The sequence below is a fragment of the Phocaeicola sp. GP0067 genome (genome assembly GCF_031119655.1).
Taxonomy (GTDB): domain Bacteria; phylum Bacteroidota; class Bacteroidia; order Bacteroidales; family Bacteroidaceae; genus Phocaeicola; species Phocaeicola vulgatus.
Genome location: NZ_JAVHZY010000023.1, coordinates 38,354 through 64,161, shown reverse-complemented (window position 1 = coordinate 64,161; position 25,808 = coordinate 38,354). Strand labels below are relative to the sequence as shown.

At 39.7% G+C, this 25,808-nt stretch carries 24 protein-coding genes; 19 read left to right on the top strand and 5 right to left on the bottom strand.

Annotation, left to right across the window (positions count from 1 at the left end):
* Positions 1-2: 2 nt before the first annotated feature.
* From RE317_RS15940 to RE317_RS15855, 18 genes are all read left to right on the top strand, one after another.
* The gene (locus RE317_RS15940) at positions 3-305 is read left to right on the top strand and encodes a head-tail connector protein (RefSeq protein ID WP_117596101.1); all 303 of its coding nucleotides are present in this window, start codon (positions 3-5) and stop codon (positions 303-305) included.
* Positions 302-619: a phage head closure protein gene (locus tag RE317_RS15935; RefSeq protein WP_117873722.1), complete on the top strand. Its 318-nt coding sequence runs from the start codon at positions 302-304 to the stop codon at positions 617-619. Before RE317_RS15940 ends, RE317_RS15935 begins: the two co-directional genes overlap by 4 nt.
* Positions 612-1,112 (top strand): hypothetical protein, encoded by a 501-nt coding sequence (locus RE317_RS15930; RefSeq protein WP_117873724.1) that lies wholly within the window; start codon positions 612-614, stop codon positions 1,110-1,112. Before RE317_RS15935 ends, RE317_RS15930 begins: the two co-directional genes overlap by 8 nt.
* Positions 1,109-1,510: a DUF3168 domain-containing protein gene (locus RE317_RS15925; RefSeq protein ID WP_117873726.1), complete on the top strand. Its 402-nt coding sequence runs from the start codon at positions 1,109-1,111 to the stop codon at positions 1,508-1,510. The genes RE317_RS15930 and RE317_RS15925 overlap by 4 nt, the downstream gene beginning before the upstream one ends.
* Entirely contained in the window at positions 1,491-1,946 is a 456-nt protein-coding gene (locus tag RE317_RS15920; protein WP_117873728.1) for a phage tail tube protein, read from the top strand. Before RE317_RS15925 ends, RE317_RS15920 begins: the two co-directional genes overlap by 20 nt.
* A 64-nt stretch (positions 1,947-2,010) precedes the next feature.
* A complete protein-coding gene (locus tag RE317_RS15915; RefSeq protein WP_022192721.1) occupies positions 2,011-2,304 on the top strand; it encodes a hypothetical protein in 294 nt (97 codons plus the stop codon).
* A gap of 74 nt (positions 2,305-2,378) precedes the next feature.
* Positions 2,379-2,612, top strand: coding sequence for a hypothetical protein (locus tag RE317_RS15910; RefSeq protein ID WP_306669743.1), 234 nt, complete (start codon positions 2,379-2,381; stop codon positions 2,610-2,612).
* 2 nt (positions 2,613-2,614) lie between these two features.
* Positions 2,615-4,393, top strand: a complete 1,779-nt coding sequence (locus RE317_RS15905) for a hypothetical protein (protein WP_117873730.1) — start codon at positions 2,615-2,617, stop codon at positions 4,391-4,393.
* On the top strand, positions 4,390-5,736 hold the full coding sequence (locus RE317_RS15900) for a hypothetical protein (RefSeq protein WP_117873732.1): 1,347 nt from the start codon (positions 4,390-4,392) through the stop codon (positions 5,734-5,736). The genes RE317_RS15905 and RE317_RS15900 overlap by 4 nt, the downstream gene beginning before the upstream one ends.
* A gap of 23 nt (positions 5,737-5,759) precedes the next feature.
* On the top strand, positions 5,760-6,461 hold the full coding sequence (locus RE317_RS15895; protein WP_117889629.1) for a hypothetical protein: 702 nt from the start codon (positions 5,760-5,762) through the stop codon (positions 6,459-6,461).
* A gap of 1 nt (position 6,462) precedes the next feature.
* Entirely contained in the window at positions 6,463-9,090 is a 2,628-nt protein-coding gene (locus tag RE317_RS15890) for a tail fiber domain-containing protein (RefSeq protein WP_117873736.1), read from the top strand.
* Positions 9,066-10,157, top strand: a complete 1,092-nt coding sequence (locus RE317_RS15885; RefSeq protein ID WP_117678216.1) for a hypothetical protein — start codon at positions 9,066-9,068, stop codon at positions 10,155-10,157. The genes RE317_RS15890 and RE317_RS15885 overlap by 25 nt, the downstream gene beginning before the upstream one ends.
* Positions 10,158-10,179: 22 nt before the next feature.
* Positions 10,180-10,380 (top strand): hypothetical protein, encoded by a 201-nt coding sequence (locus RE317_RS15880; protein ID WP_234250577.1) that lies wholly within the window; start codon positions 10,180-10,182, stop codon positions 10,378-10,380.
* A gap of 57 nt (positions 10,381-10,437) precedes the next feature.
* Positions 10,438-11,220 carry a hypothetical protein gene (locus tag RE317_RS15875; protein ID WP_117678218.1) on the top strand — a complete coding sequence of 261 codons (783 nt, stop codon included), beginning with the start codon at positions 10,438-10,440 and terminating at the stop codon, positions 11,218-11,220.
* Between the two features lie 102 nt (positions 11,221-11,322).
* Positions 11,323-11,565 carry a hypothetical protein gene (locus RE317_RS15870; RefSeq protein ID WP_117873738.1) on the top strand — a complete coding sequence of 81 codons (243 nt, stop codon included), beginning with the start codon at positions 11,323-11,325 and terminating at the stop codon, positions 11,563-11,565.
* 2 nt (positions 11,566-11,567) lie between these two features.
* Positions 11,568-11,915 carry a hypothetical protein gene (locus RE317_RS15865; RefSeq protein WP_117853067.1) on the top strand — a complete coding sequence of 116 codons (348 nt, stop codon included), beginning with the start codon at positions 11,568-11,570 and terminating at the stop codon, positions 11,913-11,915.
* A 51-nt stretch (positions 11,916-11,966) separates the two neighbouring features.
* Entirely contained in the window at positions 11,967-12,623 is a 657-nt protein-coding gene (locus RE317_RS15860) for a hypothetical protein (protein WP_117873740.1), read from the top strand.
* A 22-nt stretch (positions 12,624-12,645) separates the two neighbouring features.
* On the top strand, positions 12,646-13,314 hold the full coding sequence (locus tag RE317_RS15855) for a hypothetical protein (protein WP_117853064.1): 669 nt from the start codon (positions 12,646-12,648) through the stop codon (positions 13,312-13,314).
* 276 nt (positions 13,315-13,590) lie between these two features.
* On the opposite strand, the gene RE317_RS15850 is transcribed toward RE317_RS15855, so the two are convergent.
* From RE317_RS15850 to dnaB, 3 genes are all read right to left on the bottom strand, one after another.
* Positions 13,591-14,337 carry a YebC/PmpR family DNA-binding transcriptional regulator gene (locus RE317_RS15850; RefSeq protein WP_117678222.1) on the bottom strand — a complete coding sequence of 249 codons (747 nt, stop codon included), beginning with the start codon at positions 14,335-14,337 and terminating at the stop codon, positions 13,591-13,593.
* Between the two features lie 33 nt (positions 14,338-14,370).
* A complete protein-coding gene (gene pheT, locus RE317_RS15845) occupies positions 14,371-16,833 on the bottom strand; it encodes a phenylalanine--tRNA ligase subunit beta (protein WP_005852670.1) in 2,463 nt (820 codons plus the stop codon).
* Positions 16,834-16,986: 153 nt separating this feature from the next.
* Positions 16,987-18,543, bottom strand: coding sequence for a replicative DNA helicase (gene dnaB / locus RE317_RS15840; protein WP_005839941.1), 1,557 nt, complete (start codon positions 18,541-18,543; stop codon positions 16,987-16,989).
* 261 nt (positions 18,544-18,804) lie between these two features.
* Between dnaB and ispE the strand changes: the two genes are divergently transcribed.
* Positions 18,805-19,632 carry a 4-(cytidine 5'-diphospho)-2-C-methyl-D-erythritol kinase gene (ispE, locus tag RE317_RS15835; protein ID WP_005852669.1) on the top strand — a complete coding sequence of 276 codons (828 nt, stop codon included), beginning with the start codon at positions 18,805-18,807 and terminating at the stop codon, positions 19,630-19,632.
* A gap of 74 nt (positions 19,633-19,706) precedes the next feature.
* Here the strand turns inward: ispE and RE317_RS15830 are convergent, their stop codons facing one another.
* Together RE317_RS15830 and RE317_RS15825 are read right to left on the bottom strand one after the other, a co-directional pair.
* Positions 19,707-22,586, bottom strand: a complete 2,880-nt coding sequence (locus RE317_RS15830) for a PD-(D/E)XK nuclease family protein (RefSeq protein ID WP_008668744.1) — start codon at positions 22,584-22,586, stop codon at positions 19,707-19,709.
* Positions 22,586-25,762, bottom strand: coding sequence for an exodeoxyribonuclease V subunit beta (locus RE317_RS15825; RefSeq protein WP_008668746.1), 3,177 nt, complete (start codon positions 25,760-25,762; stop codon positions 22,586-22,588). Before RE317_RS15825 ends, RE317_RS15830 begins: the two co-directional genes overlap by 1 nt.
* Positions 25,763-25,808 lie beyond the last annotated feature (46 nt).

The window sequence follows — 25,808 nt, the reverse complement described above, 5'->3', positions numbered from 1 at the left end:
CTATGTATATAACTTTAGAACAAGCAAAGAAACACCTGCTAGTAGATGAGGATTTTAGGGCAGATGATATGTACATTCTGGACTTAATAGCTGTAGCAGAGGATTCAGTATCTAAACATTTAGACATAGCTTTAGATGAATTAGAAGTAGGTGGTACTTTACCACCTGCTATAATTCACGCTATGTTACTAATGATAGGTAACTTATATGCTAATAGAGAGCCTGTAGCATTTGGTACGGTAGTTAAACTGCCTTATAGTTATGAATATCTTATAGGACTTTATAAACACTATGAAATAAAATGAGGGCAGGACTATTAAATTATCCAATTACCATACAAGAACCTATAACACTAAAAGATGTATATGGGGCTAATGGTATAGACTGGAAGGATGCTATAAGTACCAGAGCGCAGATTACTTATAATTCTGGAAACAGACAGAACCAGAATAATGAAATAATCCACTGCTATACAGTTACCTTTACTATAAGGCTATATCACAAAGTTAATGAGCAAATGCGAATTATTTGGAATGGCAATAAGTACAGGATTCTTAGTATTAACCGAGAATTATATAAGCAATCAATAACTATAGTAACTGAATTGATAAATGAATAATATAGAAGTAGATGCCAGACAGGTTACTTCTATGTTTGCAGATTTGACTAGTAGACAGCAAAGGCAGGTCTATAGAAGTGCTTTAAGAAAGGGTGCTGGTATCTTAGTCGGTGAAACTAAAAGACAGCTAAGGCAGACTTTAGGCAGGGCAGCTTCCAGTAGAAACTGGTGGAATGGTAAGACCTTAATAAGTGGAATCAAAGCTAATGTTGATAGAAACGGAGAAAAAGCTAAGGTACATATTATGGGGGACTTTAGATTAAAGTTCTTTGAAATGGGTACTAGAGTTAGAAGAACCACTGGTAGTAATACTGCATCTGTTAGAGGTCGGAATCCTATTAGAAGGCAGAGAGCAGCAGCCAATAGAGGTAGTATTAATGCAGCACATTTCTTTAGAACAGCTAAAGCCAATAAGGAAAGGGAAATCTTTGATAATATGGATAACCTTATAAGCCAGTCAATTCAGAGAATAGCTAATAGGAACAGACGATGAGTTTACAAGTAGGTAAAGCTATCTATAATATCCTTAGTAATGATGCAAAGGTTATAGATAGTGTAGGACATAAAATTTACCCTTTAATAGCTGATACAGGTACTACATTTCCATTCATTGTTTACAGAAGAACAAGCATAGAACCATCTGATAGTAAGGATAGGTTTATATATAGTGAAGATACTTATGTGGAAGTGGTTATAGCTTCTGATAAGTACAATGAATCTATAGAAATTGCTGACTTGGTTAAAGATGCCTTACAAGGTAAGAAGGGTAACTATTCTGGTATTAACATATATGATATTAGAATGACAAATGCAGATGAGGATTATATAGAAGATACATTCATTCAGAACCTTACATTCAACATAAAGACAAATGGCAGGACAAGTAATTAACGGTGGTGACTTAATGCTATTTATAGATGGTAAGTCTATAGCATTTGCCACTAGCCACAAACTAAGTATAAATGTAGAAACAGTAGAAACCACTTCTAAGGATAGCGGTGGTAAATGGGTAGCTAAAGCAGCCAGAAAGATTAGCTGGAACTGTAGTACCGAGAACCTTTATTCTAATGATGGTGAAGGTATGACTTTTGACCAGTTATTTGATAAGCTGACAGCCAGAACACCTATTAAGGCTGTATTCTGTTTAGAGAAAGAATATTCAACAAAGAAAGATGAAGTGCCAGAAGGGGGATGGTTGCCAGCTACTACTGGAACTTATTCGGGTAATGTTATTATTACAGCACTTGAAGCTAATGCACCTAATGGAGATAATGCAACATTTACAGCTTCATTTGAAGGTGTTGGAGCACTTACAAAGACAGCATAATTATAAGCCTTTATATCTCTAGGTTATGGAGGTGTAAAGGCTTTATTATTTAATACTTATTGATATGACTATTAAAGGACAAGACTACAAACTGAAATATACTCTTAGAGCCTTATTTATCTATGAACAGATTACAGGTAAGGCATTTGAGTTAAAGACTATCACAGATGAATATCTATTCTTCTACTGTGTCTTAATGGCTAATAATCCAGACAGTTCACTAACCTTTGAGGAACTGATAGAAGCCATAGATGAAGATATGGGTATTATGGTAGAGTTCCAGAACTTTTTAAAGAAGGAACTGGAGAAGCAGCAGCTATTCATTACTAATAATACGGATGCTAAAAAAAAGTCCTAACCACTAAGGAGATATATTCAGCCTTAGTAATAGAAGGTGGACTAGACCCAGAATATGTACTAGATAAGATGCAGATGTATGAGTTAGAACCATTGATTAGCAATCTACATAGGAAGGACAGAAATAGCTGGGAACAGGCTAGAATGATAGCTTATGTAATTGCACAATGTAACAGCACTAAGAAGTTAAAGCCTACTGATATAATGCAGTTTACTTGGGATAGTGATACTATAGGAGAAACATCTATTAGTAATGAAGATATAAAGAGATTGAAAGAGAAAGCTAAACAATATACAACACATAATTAAATATGGCTGATTTAGTAACCAGACTATTATTAAATAGTAGTCAATTCGATAACAACATAAGACAGTCCACACAACAAGTACAACAGTTTCAGCAGGTAGGAAGGAATATCACAGCCACTATAGGAAGATTTGCTGGTGTGCTAGGTATAGCTATGACTGCTGGGGAAGCATTTAATGCTGTTGTTAATAGTTCCAGAGAAGCACAGCAGGACTGGAATACTGTAGTAGGTACTGCTAAGACTACTGTAGATAACTTCTTTTCGTCTTTATATAGTGGTGATTGGACTGTATTTGAGAATGGGATATTAAATGCTATCGGACTAGCTAAGAGATATACAGAAGCCTTATCTAATGCTAAGATGGCTATGGCTATTGGTGAATCTAAAGCAGATAGATTAGAAGCAGAAAGAAATAACTATGAATACCTTATTACTAAGAAGGGTATTAGTAATGAAGAAAGGACAGCAGCCTATAACACTTACATAGAATTATCCAAGAAGGAAATCTTAGAGAGGGAAAGTAAAAGTAAGTACTTCTGGGAACAGATTCAAGAAGTAATGAAGGCTAAAGGTGTTACTGGTATCAATGATGCTAGGGAAGCACAGAAACTATATGAGAGTTTATTAGACCCGTCTACTAAGGAATATGCAGATTTAGAGAAGTACAAGCAAAGGAAGTCAGATGCTAAAGGTACTAGGAATCTAGGTTACTTAATGATGATTAGCGGTGCTGGTACAGGTGGTGAAGGATTAGACACTTATACTAGAGGTGTTAAAGAACTGGAAGAAGCTACAGATGAGAGCCTAGAGAATATGATTAGATTCCAGAATATCTTTACTTCGGAAGTCGGTGAAGAAGTAAAGGATATGCTAGATAAGGCTATAACCTTTACTGATAAGGCTGGTACTATTAAGAAAGATATGTCTGATGCAGGACAGGATTTAAAGGATGGTCTTAATAATGGAGAGGTTAAATTAAAACCTGTTATTCCTACTGGTTCATTAGCAGAACTGGATGCACAGATAGCATCTTTAAGAAAGGAATTAAACCTAGCTATTAGTAATGAAGATAGGATAAGAATCAATGCTGAACTAAATGCACTTACTGAACAGAAGCGGGTAATAGAGTTCCAGTACAAATATCCTAATGCACCTACTGGTAAGTTGGATGGCAAACCTGCTGGTTTGGCTGGTATGGTGAAGCCAGAAATACCTACTTCACTTCCTAAGTTTAGTAGCCCTATTACTAATAAGAATATCAAACTGAATAATGAGTATGCACAAAGTTTAGGTGCTATAGCTTCTATTATGGGTTCTGTAACCAATATGACCAATGAAGGTGCGGCAGCTTGGTTAAGTTGGGGTGCTAATTTGATTAGTGCTGTAGCGGCAGCTATCCCACAAATTGTAGCATTAACTACAGCCAAGAAAGGTGAAGCTATTGCCAGTGGTGTAGCCAGTGCAGCCCAAACCCCGTTTGTAGGATGGTTGTTGGCAGGTGCAGCAGCAGCGGCTGTAGTAGCAGCTTTGGCTAGTATTCCTTCCTTTAGTACTGGTGGTATATTCGCTGGCAATAGTACTATTGGAGATATGAACCTGGCTAGGGTAAATGCTGGTGAAATGATTCTTAATAACAGACAGCAAAGGAATCTGTTTAACCTGCTTAATGGCAATGGGATTATAGGTTCTGCTGGCGGTGGTCAGGTAGAGTTTAAGATTAGAGGCAAGGAACTTGTAGGAGTTCTAGCCAATTACAATAATAAAACAGCTAAAGTAAGATGAAATATACAGCACAATTCTATGATATAAATGAGAAGCTATACACATTGGAAATAGGTTCTGGAGAAGTGCAGAACATTACTTTATCTGCTACACCATTCATAACCGAGTTAGAAACTTCTGATTCACATCTATATAAACCTTGTAAGTATAGCAGTGCTACTATAGGAATGATTACAGACGATTATAAGTTTGATTTGTATAGTAGTACAGCACAACAGAATAAGGTAGTTCTTAGTAGTGCTAGTGGTATTGTATGGGTTGGGTATGTAACACCCAATCTATACAGTCAAGGCTATGAGAATGAATTAGAAGAAATAGAGGTAGAAGCCATAGATGCACTCAGCACATTACAGTATTATAAGTACACCACTATAGGCGGTAAGAAGAATATAGTTTCATTTACCCAGATTATAAACCATCTGCTTAGTAAATGTAATGCTTATAGTTCTTTCTATATTTCAGATAATACACAATTAAATGCTACATCTGACTTTTGTTTACCTAGTAAGATGTATATCAGTGAACAGAACTTCTTTGATGAAGATGATGAACCTATGACTATGCAGGAAGTTCTGGAAGAAGTTTGTAAATACCTTAATGTAACTGCTGTAGCTGATGGTGATAAGGTTTACTTCTTGGATTATGATGCTATTAAAAATGGAATCAATACTTACTATAGATTTACTTTAGGAACAGAAACACCTACTAAGGTTACTTTGCAGCAATCTAAGGAAATAGAAGCCAGTGATTATGTTGAAAATGGTGGTCAGTTATCCTTAGATAATGTATATAATAAGGTTACTGTTAAAGACAGTCTATACAGCTTTGACAGCATTATACCTAGTATCTGGGATGAGAAGTATTTAACTAACTATGGTGGTAGCTGGTCTTATGTGCAGGAAGTAAATGAAGATGGTAAAGGTGGTATGCACAAATGTTTCTTTAAGTATTTAAAGCATAAGAACTATACTTGCTATTACTATGATAAGAATACATTAAATATGGTATTAGAACCAATGGTGTTTAATTATGGTACAAGCCAAAACTTGGTAGGCGCAACTATATGTAAGGCTTTCTTTGAAAAGACTGATAACTTCAATAAGAAGTACAATGATATTAACTTTACCGATTATGTGTTATTGCATATTCATAACACTTATGACGGTCAGTTAAGACCAATGTTTGAATTGGCTGTGAATGATTCCAATGTGTCATTTATTGGTGGTTCTACCTATCTGATTATTAAGGGTAATTTCCTATTTATGGATAGGGAAGGTGAGATGTATATAATGCAGGGGTTAGCAATAAGAATGATGACTTCAACCCAGACAATCTATATATAGACTGTAAGTTAAAGTACGGTAATATGTACTGGAATGGTATACAATGGACTACTACAGATTCTACTTTTAAGCTTTATTTTGACAATCAAGGACAGACAGACCATTGTATTAACAGAAGTTTCCCAGTAAAGAACAATATTACTTGGGATATGGGGTTAGAAGGTGAAGGCTATGCTATTCCGATGCCTAGTACAAATGAAGTGATTATTGGCAAGCCTACATTTACATTATACCATCCGCACAAGGTGGATAATAGTTATAGATGTGATGCAGTCTGGTTGTCTAATTTTGATATACAGGCTAAAGTTCAGAACTTTCAGAAGGAAGCAGATAAGGATTCTGATACTGAATACAGCAACATTATAAACGAGGACTTTGTAAATGAGATGGATTCAGAAGAATTTGCTATATGTACTTGGGATAATAAGGAATGTAACTATAGTGCAGTTTGCTATAGTGCTAATGGTACTAGCTTTACTTATCTGGATAACGTATATAATAAGGCTACTAAGCAGATGTATAGACTGGAAGAGCATCTTATATATAGACTAGTAACGCAGTATAGTACACCTTCTGCTATTCTGAATCTGAACTTACAGAACAAGTTTAAAGTATATGCTACTATGACTGATAACCACCTTCCTAATAAGAAATTCATAGTAGACAGCATTATTACAGATTATAGATTAGGTAAGCAGGAAATACGGTTAATAGAGAAGAAGTAATATGCAATTTACAAGAACAAACATAAATAAGACATTTCGTAACGGTGTAGTTAATGCCAGTAATGTAGCTGTTACTAATGTTGGTGGGGGAAGTTCTTCTTTAAGTGGGAACTTTCTACCTGCTGTTAATAATGGTGATGGTTCATATACGGTGGATTTGTCTAAAGTATTATTTACTGGCAGCGTTATTAGTGAGGGTGAGGTTACAGCTTATGGTTCGTCTGATGGCAGTGGCAGTACTACAACAGGTGGGGTGACTATTATTGATGGTCTGGATTCAGTGGCTACAGATTGTGCCTTGTCTGCCAACCAAGGTAGGATATTAAAGGAACTGATAGATAATACAGCTGGTGGTGTTACTGCACTGGCTAAACTGACAGACGTATCATTATCCAGTTTAACTAATGGACAGATACTAAAGTATGATGCAGTCTTAAAGAAATGGGTGAATGATACTCTAGATAATACCAAGGTAACTTGGACTAATATAGAAGGTAAACCAGCAGACCTTACAGATACCAATATAGCCAAATGGAATGAACTGGCTAAGAATAATCACATACATACTAATAAGTCCGCATTGGATAAGATAACAGAAGCTAATATAACCAACTGGAATGATGCTAATAATAAGAAGCATACACATTCTAATAAGTCTGTATTGGATGGAATAACATCTGCTAAGGTTACTAATTGGGATGGTGTAGCAACTAACTGGAATAAGGCTTTTTACTTTGATTCCAATGGAGATTTGAAGGTTAAAGTAAATGTTATCGGTGAGAAGGAAGTTTCAGCCTATGGTGCAGGTGCTTCTGGTGGAAGTGGTAGTATTACTATAGTAGATGCTTTAACCAGTACGGCTACAGATGCAGCACTTTCAGCCAATCAAGGTAGGATTCTAAGGGAATTGATTGATAATGTTGGCGGTGGTGTAAGTAGCTGGAATGATTTAACAGATAAGCCAAACTGGATAACTGATACTAAACCTTCTTATAGCTGGTCTGAAATTGGTGGTAAACCTTCAACATTTACACCCAGTACGCATACACATAATTATGCTAGTACTGTTAAGGTTGGTTCAACAAATTATAATGTTAGTGGAAATACTATCAGCTTACCAGCATATCCTACAGTACCTTCTGCTTTAAAAAATCCTAATGCACTTACTATTAGCTTGAATGGTACTTCACAGGGTGCTTATGATGGTAGTGCTGCAAAGAGTTTCAATATAACAGCAGCTAGTGTAGGTGCAGCAGCCAGTTCGCATAGTCATTCAATTAGTAATGTTAGTGGTTTACAAGATGCCTTAAATGGTAAAGCAGCTAGTAGCCATAATCATAATAGTAGTTATGTATCTGCATTAGGAACTAATGGCAATTACCTTACTTGGACTAAAAACGGTACTACTAATAATATTACTGTTCCTTATGCCTCAAATGCCGATACAGTGGATGGCTACCACCAAGCAGCATTCAGTATGGGCTGGACTACTTCAACTAAATACAGGGTTGATAGATGGGGAGGTGGTACAGACAAGAACTGGAAGAAGATAGTAACCTATGTTTGTACAGGTGGAGGGCAATATCAAAGCTGTAAAGTCAAAGGTACAATCTACTATATAACAGGTAATCACAATCAAGGGCACGTAATAGATATACCATTTGAAGCGATAATGTATGCTTATGGTGGTACTGCAAACTCAATGTTAAATCAAAGTACTTTATATCTTCCCCCTTATTGTACTTGGGATATGATTAGGATAGTACGATATAATAACAACAGTTGGGAGGTACAAGTAAGGCAACCTAGCGATTGGACTAATATAAGTCTTGAATATACAGTAACTAATAGTGGTGGTAGTGTATCGGCAGGTCAGTTTACTAATACTTCTTATTCAAGCACTGTAGCTAACAATTATAATACTAATGTTAGTAGACCTACTTCAAGTCGTGTCAGTAGTGCCGATAAAGTTAATAGTACATTGTCATTTTCAGCAGGTGGTTTTAGTACAAAGTCATTTAACGGCAGTTCCAATCAAACGGTTAATATTCCAACACATACCAGCCATTTGACTAATAATAGTGGATTCATTACTAGTAGTGCTAGTATCAGTGGTAACGCTGGTAGTGCTACAAAGCTACAAACAGCCAGAACTATTAATGGTACTTCATTTAATGGTACTGCTAACATTACTACGGCAAATTGGGGTACTACTAGAAGTATTTATATCCAAGATGCTACAGCTACTAATACCAGTTCGGCAGTTAGTGTAAACGGTGGTGGTAATGCTTATTTGAAATTACCAACTAACATTAAAGTCGGTACACTTACAGCTACAGGTGAAGTGACTGCTTATTCTGATATTAGGCTTAAAACCAGCATTCAGCCATTAGAGAATAGGGGTTACATTAAACCTGTTACATATAAGAAGGATGGTAAGGATAGTATAGGATTCATAGCACAAGAAGTAAGAGAATTATATCCAGAACTAGTTATAGAAGATAATACAGAAGATAAATATCTATCTGTCAATTATGCACAGTATGTAGCAGTATTACAAGCACAGATAATAGAATTGAATAACAGAGTTAAACAGTTGGAGAAATGGCATTATCAAGTACAGGAATAACAACAAGTCTGGTAGGAAATGCAATAGGGAGCAGCAGCAGGAATGTTGGTGCTCTATGCAGTTCCTCACTTATAAATGAGTGGTCTAAATGGAAACCTATATCAAGTAATGTAGGTACAATGACACTAGCGGAATTGAAGAACAGGAATTATGGTATAAGCATACTGTCAGCCAATACACCAGATTCATTGGTGACACAGATAAAGAATAATAGTAATCTGGGATATAAGTATAATAAACCTATAGGCGGTGCTAACAGTCCTTATAGGTTGGGAGATTTTAGAAACTATGACCATTCGGCAGCGATGCCTGTTGGAGCAAGCTATAAAAATGGTGACAGTGTTAATGTTGGTGGTGTTACTTCATCCAATCACGCAAGCTATGAGAAAGTATTGATGGGTATTGAAAATATGGATGGTGGGGATTCTGCAACTTATCTCAGTAAAGATAATCTGTATACAGTTTATGATAATAGTGGGAATAAGATAGGCTTAAAAAGAGGTGCATTAGTGACAGATGGTACAAATACAGTATGGTATAGTGATAAGCTGTACTGGTGGACTACACAGATGCAGAAGTTTAAAGGTAAAACAGTGACAGTATATGAGTTTTATACCAATGCAACCAATACGCCTACTAATGCTTATGTAGCTAATGCCAATGACAGGTTTTTAGCACTGCCAGAACCAGTATATACTATACAGGTTAAGAATGATGTACCAGCAGGAAGCAAGATTGTTAATACTATATGTACTGCCAAATTTACTAACAGTACTAACCAGTATGTAAGTTATGAAATTAAATTTAGTGCAGTTGGCGCGACTTATAGAGGTGGCACGATTACAAATGTTAGAGCAGTATTAAGTAAGGATAGAAATGGGGTTAATGTTATTGCAAGTACATTATTAAGTAATTCTCTCTATATTGCAGATGAAACAACTTCTCAAACATTCACAGGACAATTATATAATAGAGGTGGTTCAATGATGGCGTATTTGTTGATTTATTATAATAATTCAATTCAATACACAACTGGTATATTAGCCGAGATGCCAGATATACAGTAAGTACTTTAAATTTATTAAGACTATGACAAAGAAGATGAAATTAAATGTACAGTTGGTGGTAGCAGCCTTATTGATATTGGTGGGCTGTGGGCTACTGATTGCAGGATTTACAGTAGCACCATTAGGAATTATCCATAGTAGTGTACTGGTAGCTTTTGGTGAAACTTGTACCTTTGCTGGTGCTCTATTCGGAGTAGATTATCATTATAGGGTAAGACAATAAATAAATTTAGCCTGTAGTCCTTTATTGGATTGCAGGCTATTTTATTAGCTTTGCAGTATGGAATATATAGATTACTATTATAAGGAAATTCAGTATTATGCTATAGTTGAAGGTGACAGGTGTTATTCTGTGAAGCCAGATAAATTTGCTACTGTTTGGTTGGCAGGAAACTATGTGCCTACAGTAGACTTTGATACCTTTAATGAGCAGATAGAATTTGATGGGGACAAAGAAGAACTGTATGAATTGTGTTGCTATATAATATATGTAATGGAACAGCATTACTTTGTAAAGCTAAGACCTACATTAGAAGAATTAAATGCTGATAGTTTGGAAGGCATTACATTAAAATACAAAGACGGTTCATCCTTCACATTAAACAGCAGTAGTATTATTAAGGATGTTACTAATGCTATTGGTGCTAGCAAGAATGGGGAATATAAGGTAGATAGTATATGTAAGTTACCAGAAGTAGCTAATAACACCTACATACAAAGTATGTTCGCTGTAGAACTGGCTAACTTCCTGCATTACTACTTTCCTGTAAAGAGGAAGAAGGATAGTCTGGTTAGCACCAATGAACAGGATATGATTCTAAAGATTCTGCATCTATTTAAATTAACACCTTATTTAGTGAAACGAAGTCGATTTAGACAGTTATTAATGGTGGCTGACAAATTCAAGGAGAATCTAAGCTGGGTGAACTTGCAAGGTCAGTTATTACCTGTAACCTTTATAAAGTGGAAGCAGTGGAATACTAATAACTGGCTAGAAGTAGAATATGAAATGCTAAAAGAAGGTGAAACTGTTAGCTTTCCACCTTTAGAAAGTAACAATTAATTCTATGGTAGTCTGTTTAATGAGCTATAACTTTGCACCAGTAAAACAAATAACTGGTGTGCCAGATACCTAAATAACTTCCGCAGGGCAGCGGTGATAACAATGATAAGAAAAGAAGAAGTAGCAAAGTATGGAACTTGGTTTGGTAAATCAACCCCAGACCACATTATTAAAAGATGTGATGAACAGATAGCCAACTGTCAGAAATGGATTCTGAATCTAGAGCAGCTAAAGCAGGAACAACTAGTTAAGAAGGCAGAAGGTCATAAGGAAGAATTAAAAGCTATGTTGGCTGCAATGGGTGAAGAAGAAAGAAGTAATTTTATTAATGGTTTAAACAGATGAGTATGGATACACAAACAAAAGAATTAATCCAGCTTTGGAATTTACTGGAATTGGGGTTTGAATTAAACCTTAGATATGCTGATACAGGCATTATTAATGAAGGTGATGAAGATGTAGTTATTAATGTTACTGCAATAGCTGAAACTGCTGAACAGTGGAATGAACCTATAGAGCCTAAACAGGTATCTATGTTTGAAGCTGTTGGTCTAGTAGCTGTAGTCAGTTTGGTTAATGATTATATGGAAGAACCTGTTGCATACAAAAGAGGTTCTGTTAATTCATTAGTAAAGCTGATTGGAGATAAGCTATTACAGACTTTTGAAGGGAAACAAGTTAAAATAGATTTTTAAATCAATAGCCAGTTATCGGTAATGGTAGCTGGCTTTAAATACTTATGGTGTATGATAGTAGATAGTATGACTTATGAAGAAATAATATCTGAGTTTAAGAAGGACTGGGAGAATTATTTTCCAAATGTTCTGCCTAGATTTATGAATGATAGCAAGTATCGGAGATATATGCTTAAAGAAGCCAAGGATAATGTTCCTGTATTCTTTAAACCAATAGAACTAACTAGTAATAGAGGAAATAAATATATTTTACAGATAAACAGTAAAGGTAGGTCTGATTACAAAAGAGGTGGGCTAATGTTTTTATTGTTTATGTACTATCATAGACCAGAAGGTATATATGCAGTAATGAGATGTCCGCAATCTAGCTGGGATTTGAAGGAAGCATCTTATAATATCTATATTCCGCATCTGTTTGATAGGTACAGAGAACGAGAACTACAGGACATTCATAAACCAAAGATGCAGACTATTATAGAGTTCTTTAAGAATAACGGGGTAGGTAGATATATAGATGTGACTAATGATAAGTATGATGATAATATATTCTTCACTATTACTAATGGCGTATTACTAGGAGGTAAGTTAGATGATGGGAATACTTTATTAAGGACTTATATAACCTTTGATATGCTTAGAGGTGAGCAGATTGATGATAAGGAAAGATTAATAGCTAGAGTAAAAGAGTATATAGAGAATGAACAGTAAACAACATTAAATACTAATAAGTATGAGAATATTAGAAGGAAAAGAATTAGATGATGCTTTAAAGCAGATGCAAGAATGGGAAGCTAAGAAAGCTAAAGCTATTGAAGATGCTTTCCAAAGAGGGATAGCAACAGGTGAAGATATTACTACTTTATTATGGACTTATACAGATAGTAATCTCAGATGGGAACTATTTGCAGACCTTGCTGAGAAGGGCAAACTATCTGATGAAGCCTTTAATAAAGGACTGGCTATAGCTTGGACTGAGGGCAGAGGTACAGGGGATTTTAGGGCTATACAATACTTTATGAGGTGTAAGAAGGAATTAGTGATGAATGAAGAAGAACTAGCCTATTATAATAGTTTGCCCGATAAGGTTACTTTGTATAGAGGTTGCAGTATAGAAGAGTATGAAGATGAAGATGGAGATAGCTGTTTCGGTATTTCTTGGACTACCAGTAGAGATGTAGCAGAGTTCTTTGCATTTAGAAATGAGCAGGAAGATACTGCTGTATATTCTATAGAGGTTGATAAGGAAGATATAAAGGCTGTATTCTTATCTAGGAATGAATTTGAAGCTATATGTTTTGGCGGTGATGAAGCCACTTTGGTTACAGATGAACCAACAGAACTATATACTAATTATATGGAACGAAAGAAGCAGGAACTAGATGAATTTATGAATAAGTAATGAATGAAGGGGAATGGGGTAATATTTTAAGCTGATAGTGCTTTAAACCCCAGCCTACCCTACTTTCCACGAACTGTAGAATTTGAATATCTAAAACCTTAATATTTCATTACAGATACATTTTGCTAGACTATAGCCCATTAAGACACATTTAAAGCGTAAATCTATAGCTGATGGTGCAACATATACAACAAAAGGGAAGCTAATCACCTCCCTTTTGTGTTAATCTAAGTTAAAATTTAGATTATGTATTTTATAACTAGTTGATTATCAGTGTTATTCTTGACTGTCGTCATTATCAGCAGGTTTCATGTTTGTATAAACGGTCTGAACATCATCAAATTCTTCCAGACGCTCTACCATCTTGTCTAGAGTTTCACGTTGTTCAGGAGTCACATCTTTTAAGTCATTGGGAATATATGTGAAATCACCACCCACTTCTTCGAAACCACATTCTTCCAAGTGTTTCTGAATTGCTGCGTAGCTCTTCGGATCACCATAGATGGTGATAGTTCCTTCTTCTTCATCTTCGTCGAACTCATCCTCTACATTATAGTCAATCAAATCCAGGATCAGTTCTTCCATATCCATTCCTTCTTTCTTCTTGAAAGTAAATACACATTTATGGTCGAACAAGAAAGCTAAGGAACCGGTAGTACCCAAGTTTCCACCGAATTTGTTGAATACTGAACGCACATCTGCTACGGTACGGGTAGTGTTGTCTGTCAATGTATCAACAAATACAGCTACTCCGTGAGGACCATATCCTTCGTAAGTCATACCTTTGTAGTCACTGGTATCTTTACCCATTGCATTCTTAATGGCGCGTTCAATGTTATCCTTCGGCATGTTTTCACGCTTACAAGTAGCGATCACACCACGTAGGGTCGGGTTATTTTCGGGTTCCGGACCACCTGCTTTTACAGCTATAGCGATTTGTTTACCCAGTCTTGTAAATGTTTTGGCCATGTGGCCCCATCTTTTCAGCTTTGTAGCTTTTCTATATTCAAATGCTCTTCCCATTGGATTGTAGTTTTATAATGGTTATTTTTATTATTATCTTAGTTTTGCACCTAGTTTGTTTTCCAAGTTAGCAATCAGTTTGGACATGATCTTGTCAATCTGTTTGTCGTTCAGTGTTGCGCTTTCATCCTGTAACAAGAAGCTCACTGCATAACTTTTTTTACCCGGTTCCAGATTCTTGCCTTCATAAACATCAAACAATTCTACTTCTTTCAGCAGTTTCTTTTCAGTCTCATAGGCTATTTTTTCGATTTCTGCAAACTGTATGTTCTTGTCAATCAACAAAGCCAAGTCACGTTTCACAGCCGGGAACTTGGAAAGTTCTTTAAAGTTGACTTTAGCCGACTTGATGGCTTTCATCAGTTCTTTCCAGTTGATTTCTGCATAATATACCTCATTGTCTATATCGAATGCTTTTTGAATCTTCTTGCTGATGATGCCGAAGGTGGCCAATAACTTGCCGCCACGTGTGTGTACGCTGATGGCTGTTGAATAGATATCGTTGGTCAGGTTGCCGAATACCACGTTGCCGAAATTCAATCCCAAACGGGTAAAGATGTTCAGCACGTATGCTTTTAATTCGTAAACACTGCTGTTTTCATCGGGATGGGCCCATGAATTGCTGACGCGTTTGCCGGTTACCCACAATCCTAAATGATATTCTTCAGCATAAGCCGCAAGCACTTTTTCCGGGTTTTTCTTTTCTGCATTATAAAAATAGCAGTTACCGAATTCAAAGAATTTCAAATCGGCGTTCTTACGATTGGCATTGTGCTGGATACTTTCCAAACCACCGAATAACAAAGTTTGACGCATCACGTTCAAATCGTTACTCAATGGGTTCATCAAGTAAACCAAATTTTCGTTCTTGTATGTTTCCGACCCTTCGTAATAGGAAGCGGCGGTCAGTGAATTGTTCAGTATTTCATTGAAACCACAACCTACCAGTTGCTCTGAAATCAGATTTTGTAATTTCTGGGAGTAATCCACTTCACCTTTGGTGGTCAGGCTGGATTTCAAGGTAGTAGGAATCTCCACATTATTATATCCGTAGATACGGAGAATGTCTTCTACTACATCGCAATCACGTTGCACATCCACACGATAGGGGGGAACTTGTAAAGTCAAGCCTTCGGGTGTTTCGTTTACAATCTTCATTTCAAGACTGGTGACAATGCTCTTTATGGTTTCCACCGGTATGGTTTTTCCTATCAGTGAGTGGACTTTCTCATAATTCAGCTCTACTGTAAAATCGGCTATCGGGGCAGGGTAGTTGTCTTTAATTTCAGAAGAAATAGTACCTCCTGCCAGTTCTTGAACCAGTAAAGCCGCTTCTTTCAATGCATAAATAGTTCCGTTGGGGTCAATACCACGTTCGAAACGGAAAGAAGAGTCTGTGCTCAATCCATGGCGACGGGCTGTTTTACGTACCCAAGTCGGGTTGAAATAAGCGCTTTCCAAAAATACGTCTACTGTCTGCTCGGTTGTTCCCGAATCCAGACCACCGAATACGCCGGCAATGCACATCGGTTCTTCTGTGTTGCATATCATCAGGTCCTTGTCGGATAACTTGCGTTCCACTTCGTCCAAAGTAACGAATGTAGTACCTTCGGCAACAGTCTTCACTACAATCTTACCACCTTTAATCTTATCTGCATCAAAACAGTGCAGGGGCTGGCCGTATGCGTGAAGGATGTAGTTGGTGATATCCACGATATTATTGATAGGACGTACTCCGATCAGGCGTAATTTGTTTTGCAGCCATTCGGGACTCTCTTTTACAGTTACCCCTTTTATGGAAACTCCGGCATAACGCGGACATGCTTCCGTATTCTCTACTTCAATGGCGATGTCCATATCATGGTTATCCACTTTAAACGCTTCTACAGACGGACGTTTTAAAGTGGCTTGTTTGCCGTTTTGAATCAGGTAGGCATACAGATCTCGGGCCACGCCGTAATGTGAGCAGGCGTCCGCACGGTTCGGGGTGATATCCACTTCCAGTACGTATTCGCTTTTGATATTGAAATAATCTTTAGCGGGAGTACCCGGAACAGCATCCGCCGGCAATACGATGATACCTTCGTGGCTGTTTCCGATACCGATTTCGTCTTCGGCACAGATCATACCCATAGATTCAATTCCGCGGAGCTTTGATTTCTTGATGGTAAAACATTCTTCGCCATCGTATAGCTTGGTGCCCAATGTGGCAACCACCACTTTCTGTCCGGCAGCTACGTTAGCGGCTCCACAGACAATCTGTACCGGTTCGCCTTGTCCCAAATTCACAGTAGTAACATGCATGTGGTCTGAATTGGGATGAGGTTCGCAAGTCAGCACTTCGCCGATGACAATACCTTCCAGACCACCTTTAATTGTTTGGACTTCTTCTACGCCTCCGGTTTCCAAACCGATGGAAGTCAGCGCCTCGGCCACTTCATCCGGTGTCAAATCGAAGTTGACGTATTCTTTCAGCCAATTATAAGAGATATTCATATATGATATTTTTTATGTATTTCCAAATGACCTGCAAATTTAGTAATTATTTTCTTTTATCCTGTTATTTATCCATCACAGATTACTCAGATTAACACAGATTTTTCTTTGAGGGAAATAATCCGTGTTAATTCTGTGAGGGATAAATAAATGTCAGAACGGTAAAGGTCCTTCGGGAATAGGGGCTCCGAACGGATTATTGTCGGCAGGTGCGGCATCAGGAGATGGGGGAGGTACACTGTTGCCGCCACCGTTCATTTTGGAACGGATAATACCCGGTGCCTCACCCGGCATAGGCACGATGACATCATCGTCCGGATTCTGGAAGCGGGCGAATTCGCCACGGAAACGCAGCAGTACATCACCTACGGCACCGTTACGGTGCTTGGCGATAATGATTTCTGCCATACCGTGCAAGTCGTTCCCTTTTTCATCCGAGTAGATTTTATAGTATTCCGGGCGGTGGATAAAGCATACCATATCGGCATCCTGCTCAATAGCTCCGGATTCACGGAGGTCACTGAGCTGGGGACGTTTTCCGTCAATACCCTCACGACTTTCCACACCACGGTTCAGCTGGCTCAGTGCGATGATGGGGATGTTCAGTTCTTTGGCTAACCCCTTCAGTGAACGTGAAATGGTACTGACCTCTTCCTGACGGCTACCGAATGACATTCCGCTGGCATTCATTAACTGAAGGTAGTCAATGATAATGATTTTTACTCCATGCTCGCGTACAAGCCGTCGTGCTTTGGTGCGTAATTCAAAGACGGACAAGGATGGTGTGTCATCCACATACATCGGAGCATCGTATAATTCTTTTATTTTATAATCCAATTGTCCCCATTCATACGGAGCCAACTGACCACTCTTGATTTTCTCACCCGGAATTTCGCACACGTTGACAATCATACGGTTGACCAACTGTACGTTGGACATTTCAAGAGAGAACAAAGCCACAGGGATTTTCGCATTTACCGCCATGTTCTTTGCCATGGAAAGCACAAAAGCCGTTTTACCCATAGCGGGGCGGGCGGCAATAATCACCAGGTCGGAATTTTGCCAGCCCGAGGTCATTTTGTCCAATGCATGGAAACCGCTTTCCAGACCACTCAGCCCGTCCGTTCGTGCCGCCGCTTTTTGAAGCATCTCATACGCTTCCTGAATGACAGGGTTGATTTGCGTATAATCCTTCTTCATGTTCTGTTGCGAGATTTCGAACAGTTTTCCTTCCGCTTCCTGCATCAGGTCGTCCACGTCTTGGGTTTCGTCGAAAGCCTTTGTCTGGATGTTGCTGGTAAAGGTAATCAGTTCGCGTGCAAGAAACTTCTGCGCGATGATACGTGCGTGATATTCTATGTGTGCGGAAGAGGCTACCTTGCCGCTTAGCTGTGTTATGTAAAAAGGACCGCCTGCATCTTCCAGTTCACCGGTGCTGCGTAATTGTTCGGCCACAGTCAAGATATCGACTGGTTGCTGGCGTAAAGCCAAAGAGGTAATAGCCGAATAAATAAGTTGGTGACGGCGTTCATAAAAAGATTCGGGACGAAGAATCTCACTTACTAATGAGTAAGCATCTTTTTCTATCATTAAGGCTCCCAATACAGCTTCCTCCAGCTCAGGTGCCTGGGGCTGTAAATGTCCGTATTCGTCAACAGGCTTTGCTTTCGAAGTTTTGGGAGTACGTGTCATTTTTCTCGTTTCTGCCATTGTCGTCTGTTTAAAGTAGGGCAAAGATAGAACTTTTTGCTGAGTTGGACACTCGTCCATTCCCAAAAATAATAAAAGAAATATGAACCTGAATCTACGGAGAAATGAACAATCTGGACAGTAAATGGTTTTTTTATATGGTAAAATGAAAAGTTTGTTCTATATTTGGCGCTCTGTCCGGATAAAAGATGGCGTGCATCTTTGTAGAACGGGCAACAATCTAACGAAACACACTAAAAATAACTATTTAAAGAACAGAATATGATTACATTTCCTAATGCAAAGATTAATTTGGGACTTAATATTGTAGAAAAGCGCCCGGATGGATACCACAATCTGGAAACCATATTTTATCCGATAAACCTGCAAGACGCTCTGGAAGTGACGCGGCGGGAAAACAATGACAAAGAATACACTTTACACATAAGCGGATCTCCTTTGGAGGGTGAACCCGAAGATAATCTGGTAGTAAAAGCCTATAAGTTATTAAAAAAAGACTATCCCGGACTGTTGCCGGTAGATATACACATGTACAAGCATATACCGGCGGGTGCCGGACTAGGTGGCGGATCATCAGATGCCGCTTGTATGATAAAGCTTCTGAATGATAAATTTTCATTGGGACTCAGTACGGAACGGATGGAGGAATATGCGGTAAAACTAGGGGCAGACTGTGCTTTTTTCATTCGGAACAAACCTGTTTTCGCTACCGGAATAGGGAATCTGTTCGAGCCTGTGGAATTGTCATTAAAGGGATACCATATAATTTTGATTAAACCTGATATCTTTGTGTCCACCCGGGATGCGTTTGCCGAAATAAAGCCTGTGCGTCCGGCTGTTTCTTTGAAAGAAATTGTAAGGCAACCTATGGAAACATGGAAAAACAGTATGAAGAATGATTTTGAAGATAGTGTCTTCAAAAAGTTCCCTGAGATTGCTGCTATCAAAGATGAATTGTATGATTTGGGGGCAGTGTATGCCGCCATGAGTGGCTCGGGGTCTTCCGTCTATGGTATTTTCAAAGCACCGATAGAGAATGTGGAAGATAAATTCTGTGGATGCTTTTGCAGACAGAGAGCGTTGGAATAGTGTGGCAGATCAGTGGTTAGTGATTAGTGGACTGCGCTGTCATGCCGCAGGTATTAACCACTAACCACTATAGTCTATCTTTTACATAGTGCCTTGAAATCACAATAGGTACATTTTTCTATGATTTCTGTTTGGGTAAATGATTTTTCCGGATTAAATATCTCTTCTAATAATCCTTGAAGTCGTTCACGGTATTCTTTTTCATATTTACTGAAATCTTCCACAGCCTCTTTGGGCTTTCGTGGCTCGCCCATTTGTATAACGGGAGAATAGGTTTCTGTAGCGGCCCGATGAATATAGAGAAGGGCCGGAGCTATCTTCATCGTTGGTTGCTTGCGGCACATGATGGCGGCATACAGGAACGTCTGGAATACATAGTTGGAACGTTTCTTGTCCGGAATAAACAGAGATTCCACATGGGGTGGGGTGTCTGCATCACCGCCTGTCTTGTAGTCCACAATACGGAGTGTGCCATCCTTGCTGTCCATACGGTCAATAATTCCCCCGATACGTGATTTTATGACTCCTTTGGGTGTTTGTATGTCGATGGGTTCATCCACTTCCATTTCCGATGCAATAAAAGTGAAGGGAGCGTAACGTAAATCATTTTGTAAAAGTTGTTTTAAATATCTTGCAATAACGGCAGAGTTGATAAGTTGTATGCCGTTATATTCCGGTTTCTCGTTTTGCGGAACATTAAAGAATAATTTCTTGAATGCTGTATCCACATAATCTTGCAGCTTCACTTCATTGCGTAGCAACGTTTCCAATGCTTCCTTATTAATGACTTTGCCATGAGTGGTCAGGTCTTTATAAATATGTTCGGCTGCATAATGGAAAATACTTCCGAATGTGGCAGAATCTATTTCCGCACTCACTTCATCGGGGGCGGAGAGGCCGGCTACATACCTATAATAAAATTTTAAAGGACAATCCAGGTAATAATTCAAGGCTGATGGAGAAAATTTTGCTTTGGGATTGGCACGGACATCAAACAGGCTTTGCATCCGGCGCATGACATCCGGGGTCTTTTCTACAGTGATAGGCGAGGTGCCTTGGGGGGACTGTCCGGCCTCCAGAAACTGGCGTGTGATGGGGTGAGGCCATTCAATAAGGAATTGCAGCATGAAACGGCTCCATTCGCCGCGGTTCAGTCCGTCCGAACTGGTATTGTACATCAAGGTAATCCTTTCTGCCCGTTGCAGCAGACGATAGAAATAGTATGCATATACGGCAATCTTATGCTCTATAGTAGTCATTCCGAAAGCTTTGCGCAGGTTGTAAGGAATAAAGGAAGAGTCTCCTCCCGATTTGGGAAGCTGCCCTTCGTTGACCGATAGTAATACCAAGTGGCGGAAATCCAGGTTACGTGTTTCCAATACCCCCATGACCTGCATACCAATGGCCGGTTCGCCATGGAATGGAATATTGGTCGCTGACAAGACCTTGACCAGCAATCGCCGGAATGTTTCGCTCTGTACGGTTAATTCATCTTCTTCTATCAGTGTGCGGAACCGGTTGATGGTGGTATAGGCTTTGAAAAGCGACTCCCGGTAAAGTTGGTTGAATGCATCTGTGTCCTCGGTACCGGAAGTGTTTGCCTGGTAAATGCCTGCCACTTGCTGCAAAGTTTCGGACAGGCGTATGCACAGATTCAGGTTTCCGGAAAGCGGAGTGAAAAGCCGGGTAAGGAATTCATCTTTACCCAATTCGCCGGGTAACGGATAGAAACGGTTGTTCCGGGTCAGTTCTTTTTCCAACAATTCGGCTTGACCGGTGAGTTGCCGGGTATAGGGGTGTTTTAACAGTGTAACAACCGATTGAAACGTGTAGCGGCCGCTTTTGAAATTAAATCCGTGGGTATGCAATTCCAGTAAGGCGATGAGGAAACTATATACAGGAGTTTGCGATAACGGAAATCCCATGGTGATATTGACATGTTTTACTTCTGCCGGCAATGAATGGAGGACCGGCTGAAGCAATGCTTCGTTACACAATACGACTGCGGTTTCCTTTTCCGGTGTAGTCAGATTGTTTCGTATCCATTGAGGCAGGTAACGGGCTTGTGCATTTTCAGTAGAAGATGCGATGTAGTGTACCTCTTTAGGTTTCGAGAGATTTTTGAATAACTCACCGGACAAAGGAGAAGGAAAGTCGCGTAAGTTCCGGCGGATAAACTCTCCGGCTTCATGGGTGACGGCTTGTCTGTTTTCCTTCATATAAAATTCGTCGTAATCCCAATAAAAAACAGCTTTCCCGGCATCTTTCAATTGGGTGAACAACGTATGTTCTACTTTGTTCAGTACATTAAATCCTACAAAAACATATTTCTCGTATGGAAGTTTGTCCACATCCAGATGCTCTATGACGTGGCGGTACATCATTCCTTCGTAGGCAATGTTTTGAGAAGCTAAGGATTCACGGAACCCTTTGTAGATGTTTCCCAATACGTCCCATAAAGAGATAAACCGTTCTTTCAGCGCTGTTCTCCGTTCGATGGAGAAGTTCTGGAAGAACTGCCGGATAGCTTCTTCCTGCTCATCGTCAATGAAGGTGTAGTCGTCCATTATGTTGCGCAGATCCTGTAAATTGGAAAACAGTTTGTCGGTATCCACTTTATTTTTGTCGGCATCGTCAAAATCACTGATCAGCATTTCTCCCCAAAAATAAAAATCATCCAGTGTTTCCGTACTTTGAGTTTCCCGTCGGAATATCTTATAAAGTTCGCATACCAGTTTTACCGGATCACCCACTTCCCACGGAGAAAGGCTACGGAACAATTCGCTGATGCTGACGTATGCGGGCGACCAAATAGGTGAATCCGACTCTTGGGCGAGATACTCATTAAAGAAAAGTCCGGCACGTTTGTTAGGAAAAACCACGGCTGTATGTGCCAGGTTTCCTTTCGTATGTTTATATAAATCGGCTGCTACCAGTTTCAAAAAGCTTTCCATTATTCTATTTCCTCCAGTTCGTTGTTAAATACATACCATAAATAGCCACGGATATGCTCATATCCCATATCTGATAATAAATCCATATATTCTTTCACCTGCTTGTTGTAAGCTTTCCGCTTTTTACCGAATTTAAAGTCCACCACAATCACCTCTCCGTCTTTCATCATCACGCGGTCTGGACGGCGGGTTTGCAGCACTCCTTTTTCCCGATAAATAATGGCACACTCATTGTATAGTTCCCAGCGGCCCGAATACCATTCTTTGACCAGCGGATGCTTCAAAGCCCATTCGGTGAGTTTTCGTATCTGTTCTTCCTGTTGTGCCGACTCTATGATTCCTTCGAAACGCAGGCGTTCTATGGCGGGAGGCACATCGTCCGTGGTACGGATTACGGAGAACAGATTATGCAACAACTGTCCTTGCCGGATGTATTTGTCTTCCGTTTCCTCTTCTCCCCGGATAAATTCGGCAGAACGGTTGGACTGTTTGAATTCGATGTTGGTTTCCAGCGTTTCCAGATGGATAGGCAAACGTTGGGCTACAGTCAGCAGCTTGTTGCCGGATACTTGTTTTTCCTCTTCGTGAGATGAGAGATAGAGCGTTCCCAGTTCGTATATTTCTTCTCCGGTGGCATAGCTCTTTCCGGTCATGTCGGATAAGGCACTTCCCAACAATTCGGATACCGTTCCTTTCTGTTCCGCCTTTCCATATATAATCAAGTTCTTTTTGGCACGGGTAAATGCCACATAAAGCAGGTTCAGATTATCCACCCATAATTGCAAGCGTTCATTCAGGAACTCTTCCCGATAAATGGATTGCTGCATGGCTGTGGAATAGTTGATGGGAACAATGTCAAGATCGCTAAACGGAGCTTGCCGGGGAGCACACCATACCAGATGATTGTAAGTCTCATTCTCCATTTTCCAGTCGCAGAAGGGTAGCAGTACGGTATGGTATTCCAATCCTTTGGACTTGTGGATGGAGAGAATGCGAATTCCTTCCACCTCGCCGGAAGGGATGGTCTTGCTGCCTAGTTTTTCTTCCCAGTAGGTGATAAAAGCGGATAATTCGGAAGAATTGCTTTGCAGATATTCCGTCACGGCATCAAAGAAGGCGCACAGATAGGCATCCTGTTGTTCGATGCAGGACATCTGGAACAGATTGAAAAGTTTTTCCATCAGCTCATACAGTGGCATGAGGCGAAGTTGCTCCGCTTCTTTTATGAAATCGAATGGCAGATAATCATCTATTCCGTTCAGCAATAGAGTGTTGAGGTCTATTCCTTTATGTAATACTTCATTCTGATAGGCAGCAGCCAGTTGCGCCTTGGCAATCCGGTTTTCGGGTTGTGACAAGTAGCGCAGGCCATCCATTATCATACATACCGCCAGTGAGGCATCCAGTCGGAATGCCTCATCGGATACGATTTTGTAAGAGGTGTTCTTGTCGAAGTAATCGGCTATTAAAGGAATGCTTCTGTTCTTGCGCACCAGGATGGCAATATCTTTCAGTTGCACGCCCTGCGCCACAAGCAGCTCCACTTCTTCTCCTAGGTGGTGCAGGGTGTTTTCCATATAGGTCATGTCTTCCGTATCCGATAGAAATTCCACTTTGACATACCCTTTTCCGGGATCTTTGTATGTTTCCTGACACACGTCGTTGTAGGCTTCCTTCAGTTCCTTGCATTCCTTTTTTTGTTCTTCCTTGTAAATGTTGTTCAACACCTCGCAGGCGGCTGTAAACACTTCGTTGTTGAAGTGAATGATGTTTGCGGCGCTCCGGCGGTTGGTGGTCAGTGTCTTTACTTTGACGGGAAAGGCTTCGATGTTTGTTTTCAATCCGTTCAGTATGCCCCAGTCACCGTTTCTCCAGCGGTAGATGGATTGTTTCACGTCTCCTACAATCAAGCTGTCTGCTCCCTGAGACAAACCTTCGAGCAGCAACAGACGGAAATTATCCCATTGCATACGCGAAGTATCCTGAAATTCATCGATCATTACGTTGCGTATGGTTGTTCCTATCTTTTCGAATACAAACGAGGAATCTCCTTCTTTTACCAGGTTATGAAGCAACGCGTTGGTATCCGACAGCAGGAAGCGGTTGTTTTCATGGTTCAATTCGCGTACCTCTTCGTCTATATTGGCCAGCAGACGGATATTGTTTACGTGGCGCAGGGAGAGTTGGCAGGAATTGGCCAGCATATTGTTCCGGCTTCTGTATTTTTCCGATTCATTCAGCAGAGGAATCAGTTCTTTTTCTGCCAGACCTAGGATAGCGTTGCGTATGGGGGAGGTTTTTTTCACCCATTCGTCGGGGCAGTCCAGACATTTTTCCACTGTTACATTGCGGACACTGTCATCCAGTTTACCCGATTGTAATTTATTAAAATAGCTGGCTATACCTCGGAAGCCGTTTTTCAAATCTTCTACTTTCACCCCGTTTGTATCCAATATTCCGAAGAATTGGTCGGCAAATCCTTTCATTTGTTCCTGCACCTCTTCCAAAATGGCTTGCAGCGTTTCGCGGTAATTCTTGATACAGTCTTTGTCCCGTAATTTTTCCCGTAGTCCGTTTCCTTTTTCTATATATCCTTCATCGAAGATATTTCGTCCGAAATTCTTTATCTCACCGGAAACATTCCACCTCTTGTCATCGGCTATTCTTTCTTCTATGTATTCCAACAGCCAATAGAGTACGGGAGATTGTCGGTCCAGCTTTTCTATCATGGAGTCCACGGCATCACTCAGTACCTCCATATTGTTCAGTTCGATATTCAGATTGGCACCCAATTCCAGCTCCCGTGCCAAATTGCGCATCACCGACTGGAAGAATGAGTCAATGGTTTCCACCCGGAAGCGGCTGTAATCGTGTATCATGTAGTGCAGTGCCGTACCGGCGGCTGTCCTTATGTCTTCTTGGGGTATTTCCAGTTCTTCTGTGATTTTCTGTAAATAGGGATCAGAATCCTTATCCTTTATCCATATTCCGTATAGCTGACTCAGAATCCGCTCTTTCATTTCGGTAGTGGCCTTGTTGGTAAAAGTCACAGCCAGTATATTACGGTATGCCCGTGGGTTCTGTATCAGCAGCTTTATATATTCCACGGCCAGTGTGAATGTTTTTCCCGAACCGGCAGAGGCTTTATAAACTAATAATTCAGGAGAATGTTTCATTTTAAATAATTTGCTAATTTGCTAATGGCTGCGCTGTGTACCGGAT

Coding starts and splice junctions, on each gene's coding strand:
- RE317_RS15940 (WP_117596101.1), top strand. CDS start 3: ATGTATATAACTTTAGAACAAGCAAAGAAACACCTGCTAGTAGATGAG.
- RE317_RS15885 (WP_117678216.1), top strand. CDS start 9,066: ATGGCATTATCAAGTACAGGAATAACAACAAGTCTGGTAGGAAATGCA.
- pheT (WP_005852670.1), bottom strand. CDS start 16,833: ATGAATATCTCTTATAATTGGCTGAAAGAATACGTCAACTTCGATTTG.
- RE317_RS15930 (WP_117873724.1), top strand. CDS start 612: ATGAATAATATAGAAGTAGATGCCAGACAGGTTACTTCTATGTTTGCA.
- RE317_RS15880 (WP_234250577.1), top strand. CDS start 10,180: ATGACAAAGAAGATGAAATTAAATGTACAGTTGGTGGTAGCAGCCTTA.
- RE317_RS15830 (WP_008668744.1), bottom strand. CDS start 22,586: ATGGAAAGCTTTTTGAAACTGGTAGCAGCCGATTTATATAAACATACG.
- RE317_RS15900 (WP_117873732.1), top strand. CDS start 4,390: ATGAAATATACAGCACAATTCTATGATATAAATGAGAAGCTATACACA.
- RE317_RS15825 (WP_008668746.1), bottom strand. CDS start 25,762: ATGAAACATTCTCCTGAATTATTAGTTTATAAAGCCTCTGCCGGTTCG.
- ispE (WP_005852669.1), top strand. CDS start 18,805: ATGATTACATTTCCTAATGCAAAGATTAATTTGGGACTTAATATTGTA.
- RE317_RS15875 (WP_117678218.1), top strand. CDS start 10,438: ATGGAATATATAGATTACTATTATAAGGAAATTCAGTATTATGCTATA.
- RE317_RS15895 (WP_117889629.1), top strand. CDS start 5,760: ATGTACTGGAATGGTATACAATGGACTACTACAGATTCTACTTTTAAG.
- RE317_RS15905 (WP_117873730.1), top strand. CDS start 2,615: ATGGCTGATTTAGTAACCAGACTATTATTAAATAGTAGTCAATTCGAT.
- RE317_RS15870 (WP_117873738.1), top strand. CDS start 11,323: ATGATAAGAAAAGAAGAAGTAGCAAAGTATGGAACTTGGTTTGGTAAA.
- RE317_RS15915 (WP_022192721.1), top strand. CDS start 2,011: ATGACTATTAAAGGACAAGACTACAAACTGAAATATACTCTTAGAGCC.
- RE317_RS15865 (WP_117853067.1), top strand. CDS start 11,568: ATGGATACACAAACAAAAGAATTAATCCAGCTTTGGAATTTACTGGAA.
- RE317_RS15890 (WP_117873736.1), top strand. CDS start 6,463: ATGCAATTTACAAGAACAAACATAAATAAGACATTTCGTAACGGTGTA.
- RE317_RS15910 (WP_306669743.1), top strand. CDS start 2,379: ATGTATGAGTTAGAACCATTGATTAGCAATCTACATAGGAAGGACAGA.
- RE317_RS15855 (WP_117853064.1), top strand. CDS start 12,646: ATGAGAATATTAGAAGGAAAAGAATTAGATGATGCTTTAAAGCAGATG.
- RE317_RS15920 (WP_117873728.1), top strand. CDS start 1,491: ATGGCAGGACAAGTAATTAACGGTGGTGACTTAATGCTATTTATAGAT.
- RE317_RS15925 (WP_117873726.1), top strand. CDS start 1,109: ATGAGTTTACAAGTAGGTAAAGCTATCTATAATATCCTTAGTAATGAT.
- RE317_RS15935 (WP_117873722.1), top strand. CDS start 302: ATGAGGGCAGGACTATTAAATTATCCAATTACCATACAAGAACCTATA.
- RE317_RS15850 (WP_117678222.1), bottom strand. CDS start 14,337: ATGGGAAGAGCATTTGAATATAGAAAAGCTACAAAGCTGAAAAGATGG.
- dnaB (WP_005839941.1), bottom strand. CDS start 18,543: ATGGCAGAAACGAGAAAAATGACACGTACTCCCAAAACTTCGAAAGCA.
- RE317_RS15860 (WP_117873740.1), top strand. CDS start 11,967: ATGATAGTAGATAGTATGACTTATGAAGAAATAATATCTGAGTTTAAG.